General features: G+C 49.9%; 19 protein-coding genes. 15 read left to right on the forward strand and 4 right to left on the reverse strand.

Going from position 1 to position 22,951, the window contains the following annotated elements:
* Positions 1–110: 110 nt before the first annotated feature.
* Complete coding sequence (locus BZG74_RS05505) at positions 111–3,857, reverse strand: EAL domain-containing protein (protein ID WP_077771698.1); 3,747 nt, start codon at positions 3,855–3,857, stop codon at positions 111–113.
* Positions 3,858–4,669: 812 nt separating this feature from the next.
* On the opposite strand from BZG74_RS05505, the gene BZG74_RS05510 reads away from it, so the two are divergent.
* The 6 genes from BZG74_RS05510 (at position 4,670) to BZG74_RS05535 (ending at position 9,699) form a co-directional block, all read left to right on the forward strand.
* Complete coding sequence (locus BZG74_RS05510; RefSeq protein WP_449329007.1) at positions 4,670–5,779, forward strand: methyl-accepting chemotaxis protein; 1,110 nt, start codon at positions 4,670–4,672, stop codon at positions 5,777–5,779.
* A gap of 16 nt (positions 5,780–5,795) precedes the next feature.
* Complete coding sequence (locus BZG74_RS05515) at positions 5,796–6,542, forward strand: SDR family oxidoreductase (protein ID WP_077771700.1); 747 nt, start codon at positions 5,796–5,798, stop codon at positions 6,540–6,542.
* A gap of 72 nt (positions 6,543–6,614) precedes the next feature.
* Positions 6,615–7,202 (forward strand): DedA family protein, encoded by a 588-nt coding sequence (locus BZG74_RS05520; protein WP_077771701.1) that lies wholly within the window; start codon positions 6,615–6,617, stop codon positions 7,200–7,202.
* Positions 7,199–8,311 carry an ATP-grasp domain-containing protein gene (locus BZG74_RS05525; protein WP_077771702.1) on the forward strand — a complete coding sequence of 371 codons (1,113 nt, stop codon included), beginning with the start codon at positions 7,199–7,201 and terminating at the stop codon, positions 8,309–8,311. Before BZG74_RS05520 ends, BZG74_RS05525 begins: the two co-directional genes overlap by 4 nt.
* A gap of 69 nt (positions 8,312–8,380) precedes the next feature.
* A complete protein-coding gene (locus tag BZG74_RS05530) occupies positions 8,381–8,929 on the forward strand; it encodes a hypothetical protein (RefSeq protein WP_077771703.1) in 549 nt (182 codons plus the stop codon).
* Entirely contained in the window at positions 8,917–9,699 is a 783-nt protein-coding gene (locus BZG74_RS05535; RefSeq protein WP_077771704.1) for an NRDE family protein, read from the forward strand. The genes BZG74_RS05530 and BZG74_RS05535 overlap by 13 nt, the downstream gene beginning before the upstream one ends.
* Here BZG74_RS05535 and BZG74_RS05540 read toward each other — a convergent pair.
* Positions 9,667–10,176: an outer membrane beta-barrel protein gene (locus BZG74_RS05540; protein ID WP_077606695.1), complete on the reverse strand. Its 510-nt coding sequence runs from the start codon at positions 10,174–10,176 to the stop codon at positions 9,667–9,669. The two genes, BZG74_RS05535 and BZG74_RS05540, sit on opposite strands and share 33 nt — an antisense overlap.
* Before the next feature lie 222 nt (positions 10,177–10,398).
* Between BZG74_RS05540 and BZG74_RS05545 the strand changes: the two genes are divergently transcribed.
* From BZG74_RS05545 to BZG74_RS05565, 5 genes are all read left to right on the forward strand, one after another.
* Positions 10,399–10,986, forward strand: coding sequence for a nucleoside triphosphate pyrophosphohydrolase family protein (locus BZG74_RS05545; protein ID WP_077771705.1), 588 nt, complete (start codon positions 10,399–10,401; stop codon positions 10,984–10,986).
* Positions 10,987–11,298: 312 nt separating this feature from the next.
* Entirely contained in the window at positions 11,299–12,072 is a 774-nt protein-coding gene (gene fabI / locus BZG74_RS05550; protein WP_077771706.1) for an enoyl-ACP reductase FabI, read from the forward strand.
* A 56-nt stretch (positions 12,073–12,128) separates the two neighbouring features.
* On the forward strand, positions 12,129–13,553 hold the full coding sequence (locus tag BZG74_RS05555) for a bifunctional enoyl-CoA hydratase/phosphate acetyltransferase (RefSeq protein ID WP_077771707.1): 1,425 nt from the start codon (positions 12,129–12,131) through the stop codon (positions 13,551–13,553).
* Between the two features lie 6 nt (positions 13,554–13,559).
* Positions 13,560–14,759, forward strand: a complete 1,200-nt coding sequence (locus tag BZG74_RS05560) for an acetate/propionate family kinase (protein WP_077771794.1) — start codon at positions 13,560–13,562, stop codon at positions 14,757–14,759.
* 193 nt (positions 14,760–14,952) lie between these two features.
* Positions 14,953–15,642 (forward strand): hypothetical protein, encoded by a 690-nt coding sequence (locus BZG74_RS05565; RefSeq protein ID WP_077771708.1) that lies wholly within the window; start codon positions 14,953–14,955, stop codon positions 15,640–15,642.
* 32 nt (positions 15,643–15,674) lie between these two features.
* On the opposite strand, the gene BZG74_RS05570 is transcribed toward BZG74_RS05565, so the two are convergent.
* Positions 15,675–16,382, reverse strand: a complete 708-nt coding sequence (locus BZG74_RS05570; protein WP_077771709.1) for an SDR family oxidoreductase — start codon at positions 16,380–16,382, stop codon at positions 15,675–15,677.
* A 33-nt stretch (positions 16,383–16,415) separates the two neighbouring features.
* A complete protein-coding gene (gene fabG, locus BZG74_RS05575) occupies positions 16,416–17,147 on the reverse strand; it encodes a 3-oxoacyl-ACP reductase FabG (protein WP_077771710.1) in 732 nt (243 codons plus the stop codon).
* A 208-nt stretch (positions 17,148–17,355) separates the two neighbouring features.
* Here fabG and BZG74_RS05580 point away from each other — a divergent pair, with 208 nt between their 5' ends.
* The 4 genes from BZG74_RS05580 (at position 17,356) to BZG74_RS05595 (ending at position 22,734) form a co-directional block, all read left to right on the forward strand.
* Positions 17,356–17,700, forward strand: coding sequence for a hypothetical protein (locus BZG74_RS05580; protein WP_046075644.1), 345 nt, complete (start codon positions 17,356–17,358; stop codon positions 17,698–17,700).
* A 297-nt stretch (positions 17,701–17,997) separates the two neighbouring features.
* Positions 17,998–19,083 carry a 4-hydroxyphenylpyruvate dioxygenase gene (gene hppD, locus BZG74_RS05585; protein ID WP_077771711.1) on the forward strand — a complete coding sequence of 362 codons (1,086 nt, stop codon included), beginning with the start codon at positions 17,998–18,000 and terminating at the stop codon, positions 19,081–19,083.
* Between the two features lie 224 nt (positions 19,084–19,307).
* On the forward strand, positions 19,308–21,578 hold the full coding sequence (locus BZG74_RS05590; RefSeq protein WP_077771712.1) for a response regulator: 2,271 nt from the start codon (positions 19,308–19,310) through the stop codon (positions 21,576–21,578).
* Positions 21,579–21,726: 148 nt separating this feature from the next.
* Positions 21,727–22,734, forward strand: coding sequence for a sphingomyelin phosphodiesterase (locus BZG74_RS05595; RefSeq protein ID WP_077771713.1), 1,008 nt, complete (start codon positions 21,727–21,729; stop codon positions 22,732–22,734).
* Positions 22,735–22,951: the final 217 nt, after the last annotated feature.

Raw genomic sequence — 22,951 nt, forward strand, 5'->3', positions numbered from 1 at the left:
AGGTAGCCGTCCAAGCAAAACCTTTAAATTGCCTTTTTTATTGGGCGTGTGCAACCACCATCGCCACTGCGTATTAGGTGCGTGAGTAAAACAGTAGTCGTCGGGCACCGTCAGTGACTCGGCGGTGTGAGGGTATGCGTGGCAAGCAGTGTATCAAGCGGTGTTGGGTAGTCGATAAGAAACCCTTGCACGTAATTGATGCCAATTTCTTGTACGCAGGCAAGTTTTTCTTCGTCGGAGACCCATTCCGCGACCGTTTTGTAACCCATGGTGTCACAAATGCTGACAATGGATTCCAGTATGACGCGATCGATTTTGTTTTCTCGGTCGGTGAGGTTAGCCACAAATTGACCATCAACTTTGACCACATCCACATTGAACAGCTTTAAGTAATGAAACGAGCAGAGGCCGGCACCAAAATCATCCAGCGCGACATGCGCGCCATAGTGGCGTAGTTCGTCGATAAAAGAGACGGCTGTGTTTAAATGACTAATAAGTGCTGATTCAGTGATCTCAAAACACAGTCGTTCGGCCGGGAGTACGGACGCGCTTAATAGCTGTTTGAGTTGTGCCTGAAATTTAGGGTCACTGATTGAGTTTGCTGAAAGGTTGATGTTGAACCTGAGCCCTGACTCTGCCAACTCAGTCGCGCGCGTATTGAGCACATAGTTCACTACCCAGCCATCGATATCGCGAATGTAACCAAAGGCCTCGGCAGCGGGAATAAATTCCCCCGGGCTCATAATATTACCGTCGGTATCTATCATGCGTATTAACAGCTCATACCAGTGTTCAACCGCTGACCCTTGTGCGGGTGCCACCTGTTGACCATAGAGCGCAAAGCGGTTTTCAGTCAGTGCCCGTGTGATTTTTCCCACCATTTGCATGTCACTGTGGCGTCCCTGCGCGGTTCCTGAGATATCGTTGTAATCCACGATCTGCCCGCGTCCTGCCGACTTGGCCTCATACATGGCCATATCGGCGCGGCTCATCAAATCCGAGAGGGTTAACGTTGCATCGTTCACATCCACTAACCCCACACTGGCACTGATGGCAAAAATGCGCTCGCCATAGGAGAAAGACAAGTGTTCAAGCTGTTTGATTAAGTCGGCGATCGTATGCTTCGCATCGCGCATATTGCAGTGCGTGAGCAGCAACGCAAATTCATCGCCGCCTAAACGCGCCACCACATCATCACTGCGTATGTTATCAGATAAGGCTTGTGATACTTGGCATAGAACTTCGTCACCGGCGTGATGGCCGACCGAGTCATTGATGATTTTGAAAAGGTCTAAATCGATAAAGGCTAACACGGAGGGCGACTGGTTCTCGCTGGACAGGTGATTTTCCATGAGGGCTTCAAAGGCGCGGCGATTGGGTAGCTGTGTGAGCGAATCATGATTGGCGTTATAGTCTAACTGTGCCATCAGCGCATGCTCATCCGACACGTCTCGCAACACAAACACATACCCGTGTTGACCGTATTGGTTACTAGTCAGTGGAGACATAGCCACCGATACATACAGGCGTTTGCCGCCCGCGATAACCAGTTGGTAGGCGTCTTGTATTTGGGTTTCAAAAAAGGTCTCTGTTTGTTGACTGCTAAAACTGGAAAGCAACACCCGTTGCTGGTTGTTGTAAAGCTCGAAAACCGCGTCCACAGGTTGGCCGAGTGGCAGCACGCTATCATTGGCAACAAGCCACTGCGCGGTGTTGTTGAGGTAGGCCAAATTGCCCTGATCGTCGATGGTGATCACCGCATCGTTGATGGAATTCATCACCACATCAAGCTGTTCACGCTCCTGGGCCAGTGCGTGGTTAAGCTCGTTGATTTCGGTATTGTCCCAATTGGCACCGATCATCCGTACCGTGTTGCCATTATCGTCTATTTGTAAGCTGGCGAGAGCACGGATGTAGCGAATACGCCCTTGACTATCAATGATCCGAAACTGGGTATCGAGTCGTTGATGATGCGTAAGCGCGTCCTGGAGTGTTTGGTTGATCGTCTCTGCATCATCTGGATGAAGACGTTGCTGCCAGGTGGCGAGTTTTTCACTGCCTTCGGCCTCGGGGACATCGTAGAGGCGGTACATTTGTGCGTCCCACTCTAGCCTGTCTTCGTTAACGTGATACTCCCAAATACCAATATTGGCCGCTTTTGTCGCCGCTTCTAGGCGGCGGCGTAAGGTGTCTGTTTGCCGGTTAGTTAGATACTGCTCAGTGATGTCAATCACGGTACTCAAGACGGTTTCGGTTTCTTCCCCCGTTTGCCGGGCCGATGACTGGCGTAGATAGCGATAGGCGTTTGCGTCATTATTAAACCGGAATACCTCCACCATCCGATCGGTGTGTTTGTCGACGAGCAGGCGCATAGATTGTTCCCATGCGGCGCGATCGTCTGGATGTATGCGACTGACCCAGTCTTGGTAGGTGCGTATCTGTTTGGCATTGATGCCGAGCAAAGGCGCGGACCACCCAGAAAACAGCAACGCCCCCGTATGAATATTGAGTTCAAAGACGGCAAGTTTGTTGATATCGAGGGCAAAACGCCAACGTTCAAGCCAGCGTTTTTGTTCACGTTGTGCCGCTTTGAGTGCGTTGATATCCTCGATTTGGCTGATTAAGTGAGTGACATGACCAGCGTGTTTATCCCGGACAGCGGTGAGCGAGAGCCGTCCCCATACTGTCTCGCCATCGGCGCGTATAAAGCGCTTTTCCAATCGTTTATTATCAGAATGACCAATGATCAGATCGTTAAAATAATCCCTCAGCGAAGATTGGTCTTGTGCTCGTGTGAACAAAGAGACATGCGATCCGATAAGCACGCGGCGCTCACAGCCAAAAAATTGCGCCAAACTGGCGTTTGCATCTTGAACAATCCCCCGCGGATCAAGTATCGCCATCCCAATCAATGAGTTATGCATGGCTTGCGTAAGTAGCGAGTGCTGCTCAATGTGATGTCGTTGATGACGTCGATAACTATACGCTAGCTGTGTCATCCCGACCCCGATCACTAATGTCGCGGCCGCCGTGACTAGGCGCGATAGGGATACTTGGTGTTCGCTGTCGATATGGAAAGCAAAGACACCCATCGCAGAAAGGAGATCAAAGCTGACCACTGACAAGGCGATAGTGGCAAGACCTAATATTCTGCTTTGCAGTGTGGCAGCAATGAAAAACAAGCCTGTCAGCGCGATGAACGGATAGGGGAAGGCATAAAAAAGCAAGCTGATCAGGCCAAAAAGCACGAGACTGCCGATTATCATGGTCGCGGGAGCCGGCATGGGGCGGTACAGTCTATCGTGGGTGTCGGCGTATAACCGCTCCTTAAGTGTCAATAACAGCGGGAACAGAGCGACAAATCCGATAAACTCACTAAAAAACCAGCGTATTAAATAGTAGTTGAACCCATGATCATTGAAGGCAGATAAAACATAGCCCCCGAGGAGGGCACCGACAAGCGGGCTAACAACGGTTGTTGGCATCAATCCGCGGATAAATGGCCACACACTTTGCAAAGGATTGCCATAACGCCGGCGCATCATAAGGTATAACGTACAGCCCGTGAACGCGGTTAATGTATTGATGGCCGCCAGCTTAAGACTCAGTAGGGATGAGAGCCCCATGACACTGTCTGCTGCAAATACGCCGATAAAAAAACCGAGGGTGGCTAGGGCACGTGCGCGGTGAGGAAGGTTGGCCAGTGAAAAAGCGCCCACGGCGGAGGCATACCAAATGACGGCAAATTCTTCACTCTCGGGAATGACGGCCAACGAAAAGCACACCAGCGAGAAACTAATTGTCATCAATACCAAAAAGGCGTGAATCGCCTGACGCACTCGTTGATGGGTGGGCATGGCTCTCTCATTAATTACAATGACCTAGCTGTAGCTTAGCGCATTTTGTCTTAGAATTAACGACCTTTATTGCCTTTCCGCTATCTTTAACGATGCCGATTTACCTACCGCTGTATGGAGAGACAGTAGGGTCTGGGCCCTACAAATGGTTTGGTGACAAGCCCTACAGATCTAGTGCTTTAGTCGAAATTTGATCACTTTCACCGCTATTGAGTGTGAAGCATGGCATTAGTAATCAAAACGTGGCAGTCCTGTGTGTCGTGATACGATCGCATGTCATGACATTGGATAAAATGGGTTCAGTGAGGAACAAAGGTGGCTCGATGAAAGGGAACGCAGCGAACAAACAATCATGGATTTGGGTTGTAATAGGCACCACGTTGACACTTTTAGTGTTGGTGAGTTGGCGATTTTTTTCTGAGCAGTTTTATACGGTAGCGGGACTCCTCACCTGCCAAGCGCTCGTGACCGTGTTGGCGATGAAGGTGCTCTCGTCACCACCCAAGGTGGTACCGGAGCAAGATACCGAGGAAGACACCCAAACGCTGCCGATGGAGACAGTCAGACGGCTGGCAACACGCGCCACCATGAATGCCATGAATGCGGCGGAAGTCTCGCATCGCTCGGATATACTAAAAACGCGATTAACCGAACAGTTTTCTTCTGTGGTCGAGGTCACCGAGACTGCACAGCATATCGAGCAGACGTTGTCTGACACCTGCCAAGCGCAGGCGGCGTCCGTTGAGCAAGTGACGCGTATGCGAGACCTTAGTTTGGAGGGGGCTGATAAGCTCACGGCGTCAATCGTGGAAATGCGTGATATTAACCAAAAGACGGCTGAAACCGTAGCACGTATTGAAGCGCTAGACGCTAACGTCAATAAAGTGAGTGATGTCGCACAGGTCATTGATGCGATTGCAGAGCAAACGAACCTATTGGCGTTGAATGCCGCCATTGAAGCAGCACGAGCGGGAGAGCAAGGGCGTGGCTTTGCGGTGGTTGCTGATGAGGTGCGTCAGCTTGCGCAGCGTACGTCACAAAGCACCAGTGAAGTCGCGGGGATCATAAAACAAATCATGACAGAGTCGAGTAATGTGATGACCCATATTCAAACCCTGTCATCGGATGTTGAGTCGGGGACTTGGAATGTTGAGCGGGTGGGAGAGATTTTAACCGACCTCTCGTCCAGAGCCGATCAGGTTCAAGCCGCCGTGAGACAAATGGCGGATGGATCGTCACAAAACAGTGCTAGCCTCGAGCAAATTGCTTCAGCATTGACCCAAGTGCGTGCCGGATTGGAAGACAGTGATAATCAGGTGATTGCGCTGAGCCAAGAAGCGGAAGGCTTGATGGAAACCACCGAAAAAACCAATGCCGTTTTTGCCGAGCTGTCTGAGGCGAGCCCACATCAACGCTTTTTTAAAGCAGCCAGCTTATGTCGTGATCGCATAGAGGCCGCGTTTGCACAAGCCATTGAAAAGGGTGAGATCAGTAAAAGCGATTTGTTTGATCGCCACTACCAGCCGATCGCGAATACCGATCCTAAAAAATATACTACCCGGTTTGATAGCTTGTGTGATCGGATCTTACCGCCTATTCAAGAGCCCATTCTTGAGACTGATGAGAACATTGTTTATGTGATTGCCAATGACAACCATGGTTACGTCCCCACGCATAATCAGCGCTTTTGCCAGCCTCTCACCGGCGATTATGCGCAAGATATCACCGGAAACCGGACTAAACGCTTATTTGATGACCGAACAGGTAGGCGTTGCGGTCAACATACTGATACCATGTTGTTGCAGACCTACAAGCGCGATACGGGTGAGGTAATGCATGATCTCTCTGTCCCTCTTTTTGTTGCAGGTCAACATTGGGGCGCAGTGAGAATGGGGTACTATCCACCGGTATCGGCGGATTAAGCGAAAAGGAGTAGCAATGAATCCAGTTGCGATTGTAACCGGGGCAAGTGGCGGCATTGGCCGTGAGACGGCAAAACTATTGGCACAGCGTGGCTATGCCATTTGCATCAATTATCTTAGCAACAGTGAATCTGCTTTTGCGCTTGTTGATGAGCTTCAAGCAATTGGTGTCAATGCAATTGCAGTTCAGGCGGATGTATCGAGCGAAGAGGGCGTGAAGCGCTTATTTAGCGAAGCAGACAACCGTCTGGGAAATATCACTGCACTGGTTAACAACGCAGGCATCATGTTGCCACAGTCGACGGTGAGCAGTATGGATGCAGAGCGGATCAACGCGATGTTCCAAGCGAATGTCACCAGTGCCTTTTTGTGCTGCCGCGAAGCCGTACACCGCATGGCGCAGTCCCGCGGTGGCAACGGTGGCGCGATTGTCAACGTGTCTTCCGCAGCGGTAAAAACCGGGTCGCCCAATGAATATGTTGACTATGCAGCCACCAAAGCAGCGCTTGATACGCTTACCATGGGGTTGGCTAAAGAAGTCGGGCGCGAAGGCATTCGTGTGAATGCGGTGCGGCCAGGACCAATCGATACGGATATGCATGCCGCAGGCGGAGAGCCTGATCGCGTCGCCCGCGTAGCGGATAACATTCCACTGGGTCGTGGCGGCTCTACCCTAGAGGTGGCAGAAATGATTGCCTGGTTATTATCTGATAATGCCTCGTACTCGACAGGAAGCTTATTTGATGTGGCGGGCGGCATGTAGCCTTATTTTTTCATCAATTTGTAAGTAACTTGGGCTTTCTCCTGTCTATGATTAATAAGGAGGAGAAAGCCAATGGTTGAGAGCATGATACCCAGTTTGGCGACATTACCGTCACTGGGTTTATTTTTTGTCATCATATTTGCCTCGTATGTTTTTGAGGATGGTGCGATTGCGCTGGCCGCTTTTGTAGCGGTTGAGTCGGTACTGGCGTGGCACACGGCTTTGCTGGCGATTTTCCTGGGTATCGCAAGCGGTGATATTGCCCTGTTTTTACTGGGCCGTTATGCGCGTCGTTATCGACGTTTACGTGCCCGTTTACTGTTGATGAAAGGGGTGCGAGACGCACGCCACCTTTTACGACGTCACGCTTTTTTTAATCTGTTCCTTATCCGTTTTATCCCTGGTTTAAGAACAATCACTTACAGCCTCAGCGGTTTTCTTGCGATTCCACTCAGCACCTTTTTATTCTCCGTTGGAATTGCCACTGCCTGTTGGACAGGACTGATTTTTTGGGGTGCATTTACCATTGAGCACAGCGATTGGCTGGCAGAGAAACAACTGACGGGGTGGGCGTTTGCGTTCTCGATTATTTTGCTGGTGCTGATCAATCGTTTTCTCCGTCGCCGCGCCTTGCCAACGCCACCAAAAGGATCGGTATGATAAAGCCCTCGGTGACGCTCGTTGGCCAAGCAGGCATGCCCCACTACCCTGTGTCACGGCAATTGGGCTGGTTTGAGTTTCTGCCTACGTGGTGTTTCTACACGCCCGTCGTGGTTCAATCAATAGGGCTTGGCCTCTACTATCGCAGTTTGACGTTGCCGTTGATTGCTAACCCGGGGATCCGTCTCTCAGGGATGGTCGGTGAGGCGAAATCAGAGGTGTTTGCCCAAGCGGGCGACACGGCGCAACGATACATCGCTGCCTATTGGCGCTGGACACGGCCCAACGCAATCACCCCCAGCATTAAAAAAACGCTACTTGCCGAGCTTGCGAGGGCAGGTATTGCTATGCCGCTGGTGGCTAAGCCGGACAAAGGCTGTCGAGGGGCTGGCGTTCAGCGCATCGATACGGAAAAAAAGCTCTTTGCTTATATCAGCACATTTCCTCCCGACAGAGACATTATTTTTCAAGCATTGGCACCTTACGACGCGGAAGCGGGGGTTTTCTATATTCGCTATCCCGGCGAGGAAAGTGGGCACATATTTTCCCTCGGGTTGAAATATCTGCCCGCCGTGATCGGTGATGGCAAGCATACCTTAGCCGCGCTTATCCAGCACCATGATGCCGCCTCTGTGCGCGGACACCTTTATCATCAGCGCCACCATCATCAGCTTGATGAGGTGATACCAGCGGGCGTACGTATTCCGTTAGCCTTCTCGGGTAGCCACTGCCGCGGTGCCATCTTTAAAGATGGGGCGGCTTGGATAACGCCAGCGTTGACGGCAAAAATGGATACGATCGCGAAAGACATTAATGGTTTTTACTTCGGTCGCTTTGACATCAAGTTTCGCGATATGGCGTCGTTAAAGAAAGGAGAGGCGCTTTGTATTGTTGAGATCAACGGTGCGAGTAGTGAGCCGGCGCATATTTGGGACAGTGAGGGGGGTTATTTACAAGCCATCAGAGCACTTTTGCATCAATATCGGCATTTGTACCATATTGGTGCGCGCTTGCGATTGCAGGGACACAAACCGCCCTCTGTGTTTGCTTTACTCCGCGCGTGGTACCAAGAAAAGCGCTGGATGAAGCAATACCCAGAAACGGACTAAAGCGGCATGACATCTGCTTGAATGAAGACGATGGCGCCAAATTGCCGCAACATGTACTAAGGTGAGGGTATGCATTCGAGTCTAACCAAAGCAGATAGCGCGATTATTAGTGGTAACCTGGATGTGGCTTATCAGGCACAGCAGCTACTGACGAGTGTCACGGGCGCGGCTTATGGTCGTATGCGGGCCGATCGATTTACCAGCACCATTGGCCAACATATGCGCCATGCGCTTGATATGTATTGGGCCTTACACCAAGGAGAGGGAAGTGGCGTGATGAATGCAGATGGACGCCGGCGAGGCCATCGTGTAGAAACCGACAAGTCTCTTGCCCAAGCTGAGTGGCAGGCCATAGCCAGCTGGTTACACACGCTATCTAGTCAACAACTCAAGCAGTCGATACAAGTATCGACACAGGTCACCTTGTATGCCTCCAATACAGTGACCACTCCCTCAACCATAATGCGAGAATTGATTGCCGTGTCCAGTCATGCCACTCATCACTTTGCTATGATGCGCACAGCCGCATACGATCTGGGGGAAGTGTTGGATAAAGAGATCGGCATCGCCGCCGCGACGGCAAGTTATCAGCGAGAGCAGCACCCATGTGCACGCTGACATGGTTGACCTCAGAGCAAGGGTTTGAGCTGTGTTTTAACCGTGATGAGGCACGAGGTAGAAGCCGTGCAATACCGCCGAACGTCTATCAAATAGCGGGGACAAGCGTACTCATGCCGATTGATCCTGATGGGATGGGAACCTGGATAGCGGCGAATGAACATGGACTATTGGTCTGTCTGTTAAATGATTATCAAGGTCAACCGCCTGTTGTGCCCAAGCGCAGTCGGGGTCAGCTGGTTAAATCGGTGGCCAGAGCACGTGATCTAACTCAAGCTGGATGCATCGTTTCTGAGGAAACGATGACGGATTTCTCTCCGTTTACCTTGCTTGTGTTCAGCCCCGTTACGCCAATGAGGGGACAAGCAACGCCCCCGTCCCCGAAAGCGTGGCACTGGGACGGGCAAGCCATACAGGCTGTTGAGTGTGTGCCGCCTGTCGTGTCGTCTGCAGTGGTACCAGATGACGTCCGTCGCACGCGCTCTACGCTCCTCGCCGAAAAATTGCGTGATACACCTTCCTCCACGCACGCGTTACTCAATTATCATCGCAGCCACGAGCCATTATTGGGGAGTTTGTCAGTGTGTATGCACCGTGAAGACGCCAGTACAGTGAGCTTGACACATATCTGCGTTAACGCGGATACCACCAGTATGTATTACTACGATGGCGCACCGTGTCGGGTCAGCAGGCCATTAGTGGCCCACTTACCCCTCGAAGGTGATCATGCTGTGCCATTAAAAGCCAATACTGGTTCCGACACTTACTGAGCTGGTTTCTGCGTCGCCTCTATCGGCATAGGTTAATTCAAACGCCATTTTAGGGCCGACGGTAGGCTGCAGTTCAAAACCCACCGTCCCTGTGGCACCCCAGCCTATGTCTTTATCTGTGCCGAACTCAGTCTGATAGTAATTGCCACCGCCGCGGAGGTAGACACTCCCCATGGTCATGGGGAAGTTCACTTGTAATCCAACCGGAATATAGGATGAAGTGAGCTTGGTTTCAGTGCCATTCTCATTGTCGAAGTCAGCGCTGGTTTCGCCATATCCAGTGTATAGGCTCGTATAATCTGTCACTCGTAAGGTGCCATTGACTTCCCAAGTGTGGCCTGTCTCCGTTTGAGAGCCGTACTTCACGTCGGTGACACTTGCGCTGGCACCGATACTGAGCGGAGAGGTTTGAGCCTGTGCGGTTGTGGCCAGCAACATGCCAGCACACAGAGTGGCGAGCGATAAACGTTTGGTCATAGTAACTATCCTTTTGGCCGAGCGTGCAAATGACGTCATAGATTCAGTATAAGAAGTTAGCGGCGATCGTACACCAAGCTTGAGCGATATTTGTGCTTCAATGCTGTCTGGTGACAAAGAATCATCATGATCGATTTTAAGTCTGAGTGAGCGGTGCTATTGTAATGCCCCTTGTATTTAAGCATGAACGCATGCGTGTTTGTTTCTCAAAGGGCCCTATAAATGAAATTTGCTGTTCTCGATCAAGCGATCTACGACCACCTTTACCGTGACATTGAAGCCTTTCGCACCACCTTTGATTTGCCCTGTAATGATCCTGACTCTCTCGATGACAAGGCCGATGATCTGCACACAGCGTTGGCGGTTGAGGAAATGACGGAGCTTGCGGAAGCCGACTCGCTGGTTGAGCAAGTGGACGCTATTGTTGATAGTGTCTATGTGCTGATGGGGCGCGCTGTTCAAATGGGATCGCGTGGATATCGTGAACAACTCGAAGTGAGCTATATGATTGATATTTTGCTTCAAATCGCCACGCGCCTGAGTGTTGATTTTGTGACCTGTTGGGACGAGGTGCATAGCAGCAATATGAGTAAAGTCTGTCGCAATCAACAAGAGTTTGCCGACACCCAAGCGTTTTACGCTCAAAAAGGGATTGATGTTGTCGCCAGTCCCAAAGAGGATGGCATCATTGCCAAATGTGCCGCCGATGTCAGTGTCGACGGCAAGCTTATCCGTGAAGGCAAGGTGATGAAATCGGTTTACTACCGTCCTGCGGACCTTGCCAAGTGTGTGATGGCCGAGTTGGCGTAGTCCCACGCCTCTTGCGCAAAACGCCACCGTGATCAGCGGTGGCGTTTTTGGTTCGTGAGAAGGAATACTAATTAGAGTGAAAGCTCTTACCGCCGAGGCTCAAGGCGAGACTGTCATAAAAAATTGTCACAATTGTCTTTTGATCTAGCACATCACTAGGCCTTTTTTCTTCTATACTTTTGCACTTAACGCTGATTTAAGTCTACGTTAAGGGTTTGCGGTTGCTCTAAAGTGGATGATGTCTTTTTTAGTGTAATCACTCAGCATTATGAGCGATTAACACTTTCGCTATCCAATGTAAGGGAGAGTATTGTGGAACATCCTTTTTCACTTGCTGGTAAAGTCGGTATTGTCGCCGGATTGGCCAATGAAAACAGCATTGCGTTTGGGTGTGCTCAAGCGCTAAGCCAAGCGGGCGCCGATGTGCTGGTCACCTATGGCACACCTAAGGCAGAGCGGTTTGTGACCCCGCTTAAAGCGGCCATGGGCGATCCAGAACTCATGCTTTGTGATGTACAGGACGATCAACAACTCGACGCACTATTCGCTCGCGCCAAGGAGAAATGGGGACGGGTTGATTTTGTTGTGCATTCAATTGCCTTCGCGCCTTTGGAGGATTTACACGGTCGCGTGGTTGATTGCTCGCGAGAGGGGTTCTCGCTGGCGATGGATATCTCTTGTCACTCGTTTATCCGCATGGCGAAACGCGCGGAGCCACTGATGTCTGATGGCGGCACGCTGTTTAACATGTCCTACTATGGGGCGGAAAAAGCCGTCGATAATTATAACCTTATGGGGCCTGTTAAAGCGGCGCTTGAGTCGACCACCCGTTACTTGGCAGCAGAATTAGGACCAAAAGGGATACGGGTGCATGCAATTTCGCCTGGACCTATCAGAACCCGTGCTGCGTCAGGGTTAAAAGAATTTGAAGCCTTGGCCGTGGATGGAGAAACCCGCTCGCCACTTAGGCGTTTAGCCACGGTGCAAGATGTGGGAAATGCCGTGGTTTACCTTAGCGCCGATGCTGGCCAAGTGTTGACGGGGCTAACCCACTACGTTGATGCTGGTCATCATCTTAGGTTTTAAGCGTAACGAGGCTAACACACACTTTTTTGACTTGATCGATTATTGAGGAGCCCACTATGTCAGGGACGAATAACGAGGAAGTCATCGAGAATAAGACGTACGATGAGATTTCATTAGGGGATGAGGCCTTTTTAGAAAAGCGCCTTACCATGGAAGACATTAAGCTATTTGCGATCATGTCGGGCGACGTCAACCCCGCCCACGTGGATGATGATTTTGCTAAGAGCAGTCGTTTTCAAGAAGTGATTGCCCATGGCATGTGGGGTGGGGCATTGATTTCTACCGTATTGGGTACAAAGCTACCCGGTCCTGGCACTGTCTACCTCGGACAAACACTCGCGTTCAAAGCCCCCGTCATGCTAGGCGATGTGCTGCGCGTCACCGTTCGTGTCGATAAAATGGACGAAAAGCGTCACCACATTGTGTTTGCGTGCCGCTGTGAAAACCAACGCGGTGATACCGTGATTGAAGGGGAAGCACGCGTACTCGCGCCTACCAAAAAAGTCCGGCGTCAACGCACGGTACTACCAGAAATACGTTTATCTGAACGCGGGCAATTGCATGCGATTTTAACTGCGGCCGATCACCCTGATCCTATGCACACCGCGGTGGTGCACCCTGTTGACGACAGCTCGATCCGCGGCGCGGTGGAGTCGGCAAAACAAAAGCTCATTATTCCTACCCTCGTCGGGCCTCGTGACAAAATAATGGCGGCGGCGGATAAAGCCGAGCTGGACATCAGTGAATTTGACATTATCGACGTACCACATAGTCATGCTGCGGCAGAAAAAGCGGTGGCCATGGCGCGGGCGGGGGAGATAGAAGCGCTGATGAAAGGCGCACTGCATACCGACGAATTGCTACATGAAGTGGTCAAACGGGAAGGGGGATTGCGTACAGAGCGTTGCTTAAGTCACGTGATGGCCTTTGATGTACCCACCTATCCACGCCCGCTGTTCATCACGGATGCAGCTATCAATATTTATCCAGGGTTAGCGCAAAAACGCGACATTATTCAAAATGCCATCGAACTGTCTCACGCGATTGGCAATACTAATCCACGGGTAGCGATATTGTCGGCGGTGGAAACCATTAACCCTAAACTCAACGCGACCTTGGATGCGGCGGCACTGTGTAAAATGGCCGAACGTGGTCAAATTACAGGGGGGATTCTTGATGGCCCACTGGCATTTGACAGCGCCGTGTCCGAAGATTCGCGTTCAACCAAAGGTATTGAGTCGCCCGTGGCAGGGTGCGCAGATATTCTAGTGGCGCCGGATCTCGAGGCGGCCAATATGTTAATGAAACAGCTGAGCTACCTCGCCGATGCCAGTGGCGCGGGTGTAGTGGTTGGGGCGCGAGTCCCCATTATGCTGACGAGTCGTGCTGATGATGCACTGACCCGTATCGCCTCAAGCGCGCTTGCACTATTGCTTGCCGATCACCAACGCAAAGCGCTAGATAATAAGTACAACAAGTAGGGGATGATGGCGAATATTCTGGTACTTAACAGTGGCTCGTCGAGTCTGAAATTTGCGCTTTTCGGCGTCAAGGCAGCGTGCACAGAGAAACCGGTTGTTAGCCAAGCCCAAGCGCTTAGCCCGCAACTTCGTGGCCAGTTCTCCGGTCTGGGTACTGAGCGATGTGCGGTGTTTATTGAGGGGATGGCGCAAGCTCACACACCGCCTCCAGCAGAAGCGCATGACCACCAAGCGGCAATGATCTCACTGTTGACCTGGCTTGAACAACAAAGCCTGCTTGATAACCTCGTTGCGGTTGGCCACCGTGTGGTTCACGGTGGCACGCATTTTAAGCAGTCCACTGACCTTGATGAGCGCACTGTTAAATTGTTAGAAGCATTAACGTCGCTGGCTCCCCTTCATCAGCCGTACAGCCTGGCTCCGATCAAAGTATTACAAGCGCGGCTACCTGCTATGCGCCAGATTGCATGTTTTGATACTGCTTTTCACACGCATCAGCCGTTGGAAGCACGACAATTTGCCCTTCCTTACGCGATGTATGATAGGGGCTTTCAACGTTATGGATTCCATGGTTTGTCCTATGACTTTATTAGTCGCTGTTTACCGTCGGTGATCCCTGACTTTGAGCCTGAGTCTAAGGTGCTGGTGGCACACCTGGGTAATGGTGCGAGTCTGTGTGCCATCCAAGCTGGACAAAGTGTGGCTTCCACCATGGGGTTCACTGCGCTTGAAGGTTTACCGATGGGCACACGGAGTGGGGCGATAGACGCTGGACTGGTCCTTCACTTGATTGCGCAAGAGGGTATGACAGCAGACGACGTCAGCACGCTCTTATATAAAGAGTCTGGGCTGCTGGGCTTGTCGGGGATTAGTAGTGATATGCGCACGCTATTACGCAGTGATAAATCCAGAGCCGAACAGGCGGTCGCGCATTATTGCTATCGCATAACTCGAGAGATCGGTAGTTTGAGTGCAGCGTTAGGTGGTGTTGACCATCTAGTGTTTACAGCGGGGATCGGCGAGCATGCAGCCCCCGTGCGAGAGCGTGTTGTGGCGCAGTGCAGCTGGTTGGGTATGCGGTTGGATCCATCGGCGAATCAGGCCAATCAAACCTGCATATCAGCGCCGGATAGCAATGTTGGTGTCTGGGTTATTCCGACCGATGAAGAAGCCGTGATTGCTGCTGATTGTTTAGCGCTGCTTTAATTTTTAGCTCATTATCAATGTGATAAGCGAGTGGCATCTTCATGTTTGCCTACACGGTTGCACGTTTGCTGGTTATTGTCGCGCCAATAAGACGCGAAAAGTGTGATACCCCATACAAGATTTTTTCTCTGAGTGCACCGTACACGATTAAATCGTTATTCTAGCGCCGGACTTAGGGACGCAGGATGTTTTTATGATGCGCTGGGTATGGGTAAGTGTTTTATTGCTCAGCCTTACAGGTTGTGCGCAGAAGCTTGGCCGGCCATTTGATATTAAAAATTTGGCCAAGTCAGACATGGATCTGATTACCGATATTCACATCGCCGAAGTTCGCGCGCTGACCGAACAGCTTATTGTGAAATTGTATAAGCGCAATCCTCGAGAGCTCAAAAAAGCGCCGGGTATGACGATCGACAAACGGGTTGCTCAGCTGATGACAGTAGAGCGACCCGAAAACGGCTTTCGAGAGCTTGGTGGAATGGATGGCATCGCGCTGCTGCCGTTAGCCTTTTCAAGCGAATTTAAGGGCGACCGCGTGTTTGCGCTCATGGCGGGTATAACGGGTATGATCAGCGCGAGCTATAATCACCAGCTCGAGTTTTTTTTGCTCGATGATATTGACCAACAAAAACTCTATAACAGTGCCCGAAATCTAGAAAAAATTGCGTGGTTGCTAAACAACCAAAAAGACGACAACGGCGAGCTGTTGTTACTGAGTAATGGTATCGGTAAAAACGGGGTACCCAATTACAGCTACGAGCGCCTATTAAGTCAGATGATCATTATTCAAGATATGATGGCGGTGATGGTGGCAGACAGCACCAACCGCAATATCAATCAGGTTGTGCACAGTATGGCGTCGATGACGTTCTTCCCTATCTAATTAACGAGGCGGTGGAATCACCGCCTCATCCCTTACCAGCCAATTTCTTGGCCTTGATAATCGATAAAGTTGCCGTTTTGACTGTCCGTCAGGGTATCGAGCACATGCTTTAATCCTTGCGCCGATGTGGCAGTATTGATCAGGGCATTGGGTCCACCCATTTGCGTTTGCACCCAGCCCGGATGCAGCGCCACGGAGCGGATCCCTTTTTTAAGCAGGTCAATCGATAGACTTTTGATCACAGCGTTTAGCGCGGCTTTTGAACTTCGATAAATATAACCGCCGCCTGATTGGTTATCACTCATGCTCCCGACTTTCGAGGATAGGAAAGCAAAAATGGGTGTATGGCCACTTTGGCTTGCCTTTTCTAAGTGTGAGGTGAAATGTTCAGCGATAACCAGGGGGGCGATGGTATTGACTTCCAGCACCTCGCGCCATGCCGCTGTATCCACTTCACCGAATTGATACCCTTTAGGGCCATATAGACCTGCATTGTTGATCAGTAAATGGATAGGCGTGTCGATAAGCTGTGATGCAAGTTGCTGTATTGCCGAATGATCCGTCACCTCTAATCCGTAGGTGGTCAGTGTTGAGTAACGGTTTTTTAGTGTCATCAAGTGAGGCGCAGAGCCGGGGAAGCGGCAGCAAGCAATCACCTGCCAACCATGTTCGAGATACAGTTCTGTGAGCGCCAGGCCAATCCCACGGTTCGCGCCTGTGATAAGAAGTGTTGGAGTCATTGTTGCCTCATAATGGCCGGAAGTGTCCTTCCATTATATGACTAACCCTCCATCGACTTTAAGCGTTTGACCTGTGATAAAGCTCGCGTTATCACTGGCAAGAAAACTAATCGCGTTGGCAATATCCTGCGCGGTACCCATGCGGCCCAAGGGTGTTTTCCCTTTCATCATATCAATGACTTTATCGGGTAAGTTTGCCGTCATCGGGGTTTCAATAAAACCGGGAGCGACACAGTTGGCGCGTATTTGTGCACCGTGACGAGCGAGTTCTTTTGACCAGGTCTTCGTCATTGCAATCACGCCACCTTTTGAGGCGGCATAGTTGGTTTGACCAATATTGCCGTCGGTACCGACGACCGAAGACAGGCTGACAATTGCGCCTTGCTCTTGCGCAATCATCAGTGGCGCGATGGCTTGTGTCATGGTGAAAACGCCCTTTAGGTTGACGTCAATGACCGCGTCCCAGTCACTTTCGCTCATTTTGGTTAGTAGGTTGTCACGAGTGATGCCAGCATTGTTCACTAGGACATCGATAACTGCGTGTTGTTGGTGCAAGGTCTGCACCCAATTCGCGACAGCGTCTTGATCGCAGACATCCAGCGCAACGGGAACGATAACCCTATGTGCCTGCCAGTCTTGCATGTTGTCAATATTCCTATCTAATGCATAAACCTTGGTGGCGCCTTGTTCGACAAAGGTTTCAACGATGGCGCGGCCGATCCCTTGTGCGGCACCTGTAATGACACAGTGTTTACCGGTCAGCATGGTGTTTCTCCTCATTATATTCATCGTGCTTTTCTTGGGCGTTGGGTCACCTAAGCCCTTGCTTCTACGTTGGTATCTCGCGGCCAACATCAGATAACGTGCAACAAATAGGCCAGTGGTGACATTCTCTATAGTAAATTGAGATATCAATTTGTGGGCGTATGGGCTAAAATTTAATCAAGTTGTCACCTTGTTCGAGAGAGGACCTATGCCGACGTCAATCAATTCGCAACCTTTAGCGCAGCAATACATGCAGCGTCAGCGCGATCGTCAAGATGACCAGGTCAATGGCGGTCTCAATAACTCGATGAGCGTGCAAGAGCGTGCCGAGCTGATCCGTAAAGAGCGAGAAGAGCAAAAAGAAGCCGCAGCATCGGGCGAGCAGCGTGAGGATAAGCGTGATTATCAAGCCCTCATTGATCGTGTGGCGGAACAAGAAGCGCAGAAAACGCGAGCTGATGCCTACAACCAACAGCAACAAGCACTGATGGATCAGGTGCAAAAAACCATTACACCTAACGGCCAGCAAAACAGTTACAGCCTCAAGGTTTAACACGCTTGTTTGCCTGCTTTTTGGTCGCCGCCTTTGGGCGGCGTTTGTGTTTTTGCTGTATGGTTCTTATCTCGCGTTGCAAAAATGTAAAATAAAATGACGTTTTGGTCGCTATTCTTTACACTTTTGATTGGCTTAACCCCTTAATAAAACGCAGTTAGCAACGCTTTTCTCTCACTGTTCAACACAACTGACACTATTGGTTAACATTTGGTTAACCAGTTGTTCGCTTGTCCTCTCTAGTCCCAGTCACTGTCTAATGCTATCTCTAATATTACACACAAGGAGGAAGCGATTATGACGTCAACCATGCAAGCACCTGTCAAAACGATTAATCCATTGGGCACAGATGGGTTTGAGTTCGTCGAATACACAGCGCCCGATCAAGCGGGTATCGATGCGCTTAAAAATTTGTTCTCGTTGATGGGTTTTGCGGAAATTGCCAAACACAAGCACAAAGATGTTTGGCTGTATCGTCAGGGAGACACCAACTTTATCGTAAACGGTGAGCCTGAATCACAAGCGCAAGGCTTTGCCAAGCAGCACGGCGCGAGTGTCAACGCCATGGCGTTTCGAGTGAAAGATGCGGTACACGCGATTGCCTATGCGGCCAAACAAGGTGCCAAAGTGGTTGAGCCAAACATTGGTCCGATGGAGCTTAGTATTCCTGCGGTATACGGCATTGGTGATTCATTGCTTTACTTTGTCGATCGCTATGGCGACCAAAGCATTTATGAAGTCGATTTTGACTTTTATCCAGACTGGCAATCGCGCCTGAAAGAAGCGGATGCTGGATTGAAGGTTATCGATCATCTTACCCACAATGTCGACATTGGCAACATGGATGTATGGGCTGATTTTTACGAACGTATTGCCAACTTCAAAGAGATCCGATTTTTTGACATTGAAGGCAAAAAGACCGGGCTAAAGTCACGAGCGCTGACCGCACCTTGCGGAAAAATCCGTATTCCTATCAATGAATCAAGTGATGACAAGTCACAAATTGCAGAATACTTGAAAGAGTATAACGGTGAGGGGATCCAGCATATCGCCATGACCACCGACAACATCTACCAAACCGTGCGGACGTTACGTCAACGAGGCATGGCATTTATGGATACACCGGACACCTACTATGAGAAAATCAACGAGCGTGTCAATGGCCATGAAGAAAGCATCGATGAGTTGCGTGATACCCGTGTATTGATTGATGGTGACGTCGACAACGGTATCTTACTGCAAATCTTTACCAATACAGTTATTGGACCGGTTTTCTTTGAAATCATCCAACGTAAGGGTAACCAAGGCTTTGGCGAAGGTAACTTTAAAGCGTTGTTTGAGTCTATCGAGTTGGATCAAATGCGTCGTGGTGTATTGGACTAACCTAAACGGCACATAACAAACTCGCTTAGGACAGCGATGCGGGCTATCCGGATAAACTGACTCAAGTCGATAAGGTGTCAATAGTTGTAGACACACTATGTTGCAGGCGTTCCCTTAGGAGCGCCTTTTTTGTTCCTTTTCGCCTACTAATTAGGACATTTCTCGCCCAAAATAAGATTAGACTCTATGATTAGCAGAGAAGCTTTTTCAATAAAAAGGTGATTATGAAGGTAGGCAGCCCCCTGACTCGCCCCTCTCTTTCTGCGGGAATCATTACCAAGCTAGCATTAAGCTGGACTGTACTGACTGCGTTATTTGCGGCGCTTCTTCTGCTGAGCGATTACCAAACGCATAAAGCTGATGTTGAGCGCGCCTTGCAAGAGGTGGGCAACAGAGATCTCAGTGCGATTACAGGACATTTATGGCGTGTGGAAACGCAAGCTTTTGAGCAACGGATAGAGCGGCTCATCGCCCAACCTGAGATTGACTATATCCATGTGTATGATGCCGATGGCTCGTTAATTGAACGTGGCGTGGAGCCTGCTGCACAATCGTTGCAAAAGCGTTGGTCGTTAATTGCAAGAGACGAGGGGAACGAGTATACCCTTGGGCAACTTGAGGTGGCGTCAAATTATACGGCGTTAAATGCCTATTTTGGTGATAGTGCCCAGTGGGTTTTTCTTGGGTGGTTGGCTGTTTCAGGATTGGGGATCATAAGCTCTATATGGATTGTACGTCGCCACTTAGAAAGGCCGCTAGTGGCGCTACACCAGCAGGTCAACCAGTGGGATAATGGCATGCCGACACCGATTCAGGTTCCCCCCCAATTCCATCATTGGCGAGGTTTTGAAACGCGTTATAACGCCATGATTACGGCGTTAGGGCAACAACTAGTGCAGTTGGAGGACGCTAAGCACGACGCAGAAAAGGCTAGCCAAAAGAAAAGTGAGTTTTTGGCTAACATGAGCCATGAGATCCGTACTCCAATGAACGGCATTATTGGGATGGCCTCGCTGTTAAAAAGCACTCGCTTAAACAACGAGCAACAAGAGTTTGTCGAGATGTTGGAAACATCGTCGATGTCGTTATTAGATATCATTAACGACATCCTCGACTTCTCTAAAATCGAAGCTGGTAAGTTAGAGTTAGAACCATTAGAGATCAATGTATTTGAGTTGGGAAAAGATCTTGAGAATCTGTTCATTCTTCGAGCGAAGGAAAAGCAGCTCGCTTTTCGCTGCGAGATAGATGCTGATATTTCTCCTTTGTTGATAGGTGATGCACCACGTTTACGCCAAGTGATGATTAATTTGGTGGGGAATGCAATCAAGTTTACTGAGCGTGGGGAAGTGGTTGTCTCTATCAAGCAGGTGAGTGACGAGGATACGGCCAGTGTGCTTCGTTTTGAAGTGAGTGATACCGGGCCTGGCATTCCCGTTGAAGAACAAAGCCGTATTTTTGGTAAGTTTGAACAAGGTGACTCCTTAACAGCAACCGCCCGTGGGACTGGGCTTGGGCTCGCCATCTCACAGCAAATTGTCAATTTAATGGGGGGGCGAATTACCCTCAATAGCGAAGTGAATGTGGGCAGTGTATTTACCTTCACCGCGCGTTTTGATTGCGCCGATATTCCTTTAGCCACGCCAGTAGAGGCTTATCTTTTCGCGGGCGCCCCGATGTTATTGGTAGACGATAGTCGTTTAAACATGCGCATCACCACGGCACAGTTGAGCAATCTTGGCTGCCAAGTCACATGCTGCATGCATCCGGATGACGTGATTCCTTTAATTCGCGAACATCTTGATAGCCACTATCCATTTAAAGTGATTTTACTGGATAAAGTGATGCCCAAAATGGACGGTTTTCGCTTGGCTGAACAGATCATTACCACGTTTGGAGATAAAAGCCCTGCGATCATGATGTTAACCGCAGCGCCCGATGCATTGGATAAGCCACGGATTGAACGCTCAGGCATAGAGGGTTATTTAGGTCGCCCCTACCAATTTAATGACTTAAAAGCGCATTTGGTGCGCATTTTACAACAGCGCCAACCGACTCTGGGGGTCGTACGATCTACCGGAAAATGCACATCGCTGGCTGGGTTGCATGTTTTGGTCGTGGAAGATTCCAAAGTCAATCAACGAGTGACTGAGGCGATGTTGACCCAACTAGGAATCCATGTTCGTTCGGCTGCCGATGGTGAGCAGGCGTTGGCGTTGTGGAAAAGCCAACCCTTTGATGCGATTTTCATGGATTGTCAGATGCCTGTGATGGACGGTTACCAAGCTGCTGAACACATTCGGGCACAAGAATCGCGCTTTAATCGAACCCCCATTATTGCACTGACGGCGAATGCGACAACGGAAGACAAGGAAGCGTGTTTAGCTGCGGGTATGGATGATTATATTGCCAAACCGGTCAGGCAGCATGAGCTTGCGACCATGTTGAGAAAACATACCTTTACCTCGCAAACTTACTTGGTGACGCATCAATGACGTAATACAAGGAACGTGAGCTTAGTTACAAAAAAATCAGAAAAAGTAAACAAATCCTGGGGCGGTTTACGTCATTTTCGTTAGGCTTCTAATCTTTTGGTGGGCGAAACACCGATAACTATTAGAAAGCAAAACGAAAAGAGGAAACATGAAAATCAATAAACTGCTCTCAACAGCAGCGGCGTTGCTGCTAAGCCTTGGCGCGCAAGCGGGCCAGCTTAACGTCATGGCGTATAACATTATGCAACTCAGTAACCTACAAGACTGGGATCAAGCTGAGCGTGCCGCCCGCCTACCGCAAGCGATTGCCGATATGGACACGCAGCCTGATGTGATTTTGATCAGTGAGGCCTTTAACGCTGAAGCCGAGCAAGCAATGAACCAACTTGCTAGCTTGTACCCTTACCAAACACCAAACGTCGGGCAAGACTGCAGCGGTGAAGGATGGGATGGTCTTACAGGGGACTGTTCCAATTCGTTATTTGTCGTGCGTGGCGGCGTGACTATCCTCTCCAAACATCCTATTTTGGCTCAAAAAGCACATGTTTATCATCATAGCTTGAAAGGTAGCTGGGACTATCAAGCCAACAAAGGTTTTGCATATGCCAAAATTGACAAAAATGGTGAGATTTATCATCTAATTGGTACTCATTTACAGGCAACGCATGATGGGATGTCCGATGAAGAGCATCAAGTTCGTCTGGGCCAGCTTGGTGAAATCAAACACTTTATCGACAAGGCGGCGATCCCAGCTGACGAGCCTGTGATCATTGGTGGGGACATGAATGTGGAGTGGAGCCGCCAAGATGAAATTAAAGACATGAAAGCGGCCTTAAATGGCGCATTACGCTTCACCGAGCCGGAAGTAACGTCTTTTTCTGCCAAACACAATTGGTTTACGAAAGCGAACGCGTATCACTTTGACTATGATCTTAACTACAACACCACGTTAGATTATATTTTGTGGAGCCGTGATCATGCCGTGCCTGCCAATCAACCTGAGATGAAGGTGGTGCAATTAACCGCCAATGAAAACTGGTATTGGGACTATCTTGAAGGTGAATGGCCAGAAGAAGCCGGACAAACCTACCATGATGGTTATTACAACGAGCTCTCTGACCATTACCCGGTAATGGCACAGTTTGAATTTGAATAAATAGACTCTCGGTAATTCACCGCCATATAGGGCTCAATCATATTGAGCCCACGTCACCTTGCCACTTGTTCTCCTTTACACAATTGCTTTCTCTTTGTGTGCCAAGAAAATTTGGCGTTATGCGCTACGCTTAATAGAGGATTCGATATTGCTCCTGGCCTTGGATAGTCTTCCGAGGAGCAGAATTGCGGCGTTGGTGATGCTTCCATTTGCCGCC

The sequence above is a fragment of the Salinivibrio sharmensis genome (assembly GCF_001995985.1).
GTDB lineage: Bacteria > Pseudomonadota > Gammaproteobacteria > Enterobacterales > Vibrionaceae > Salinivibrio > Salinivibrio sharmensis.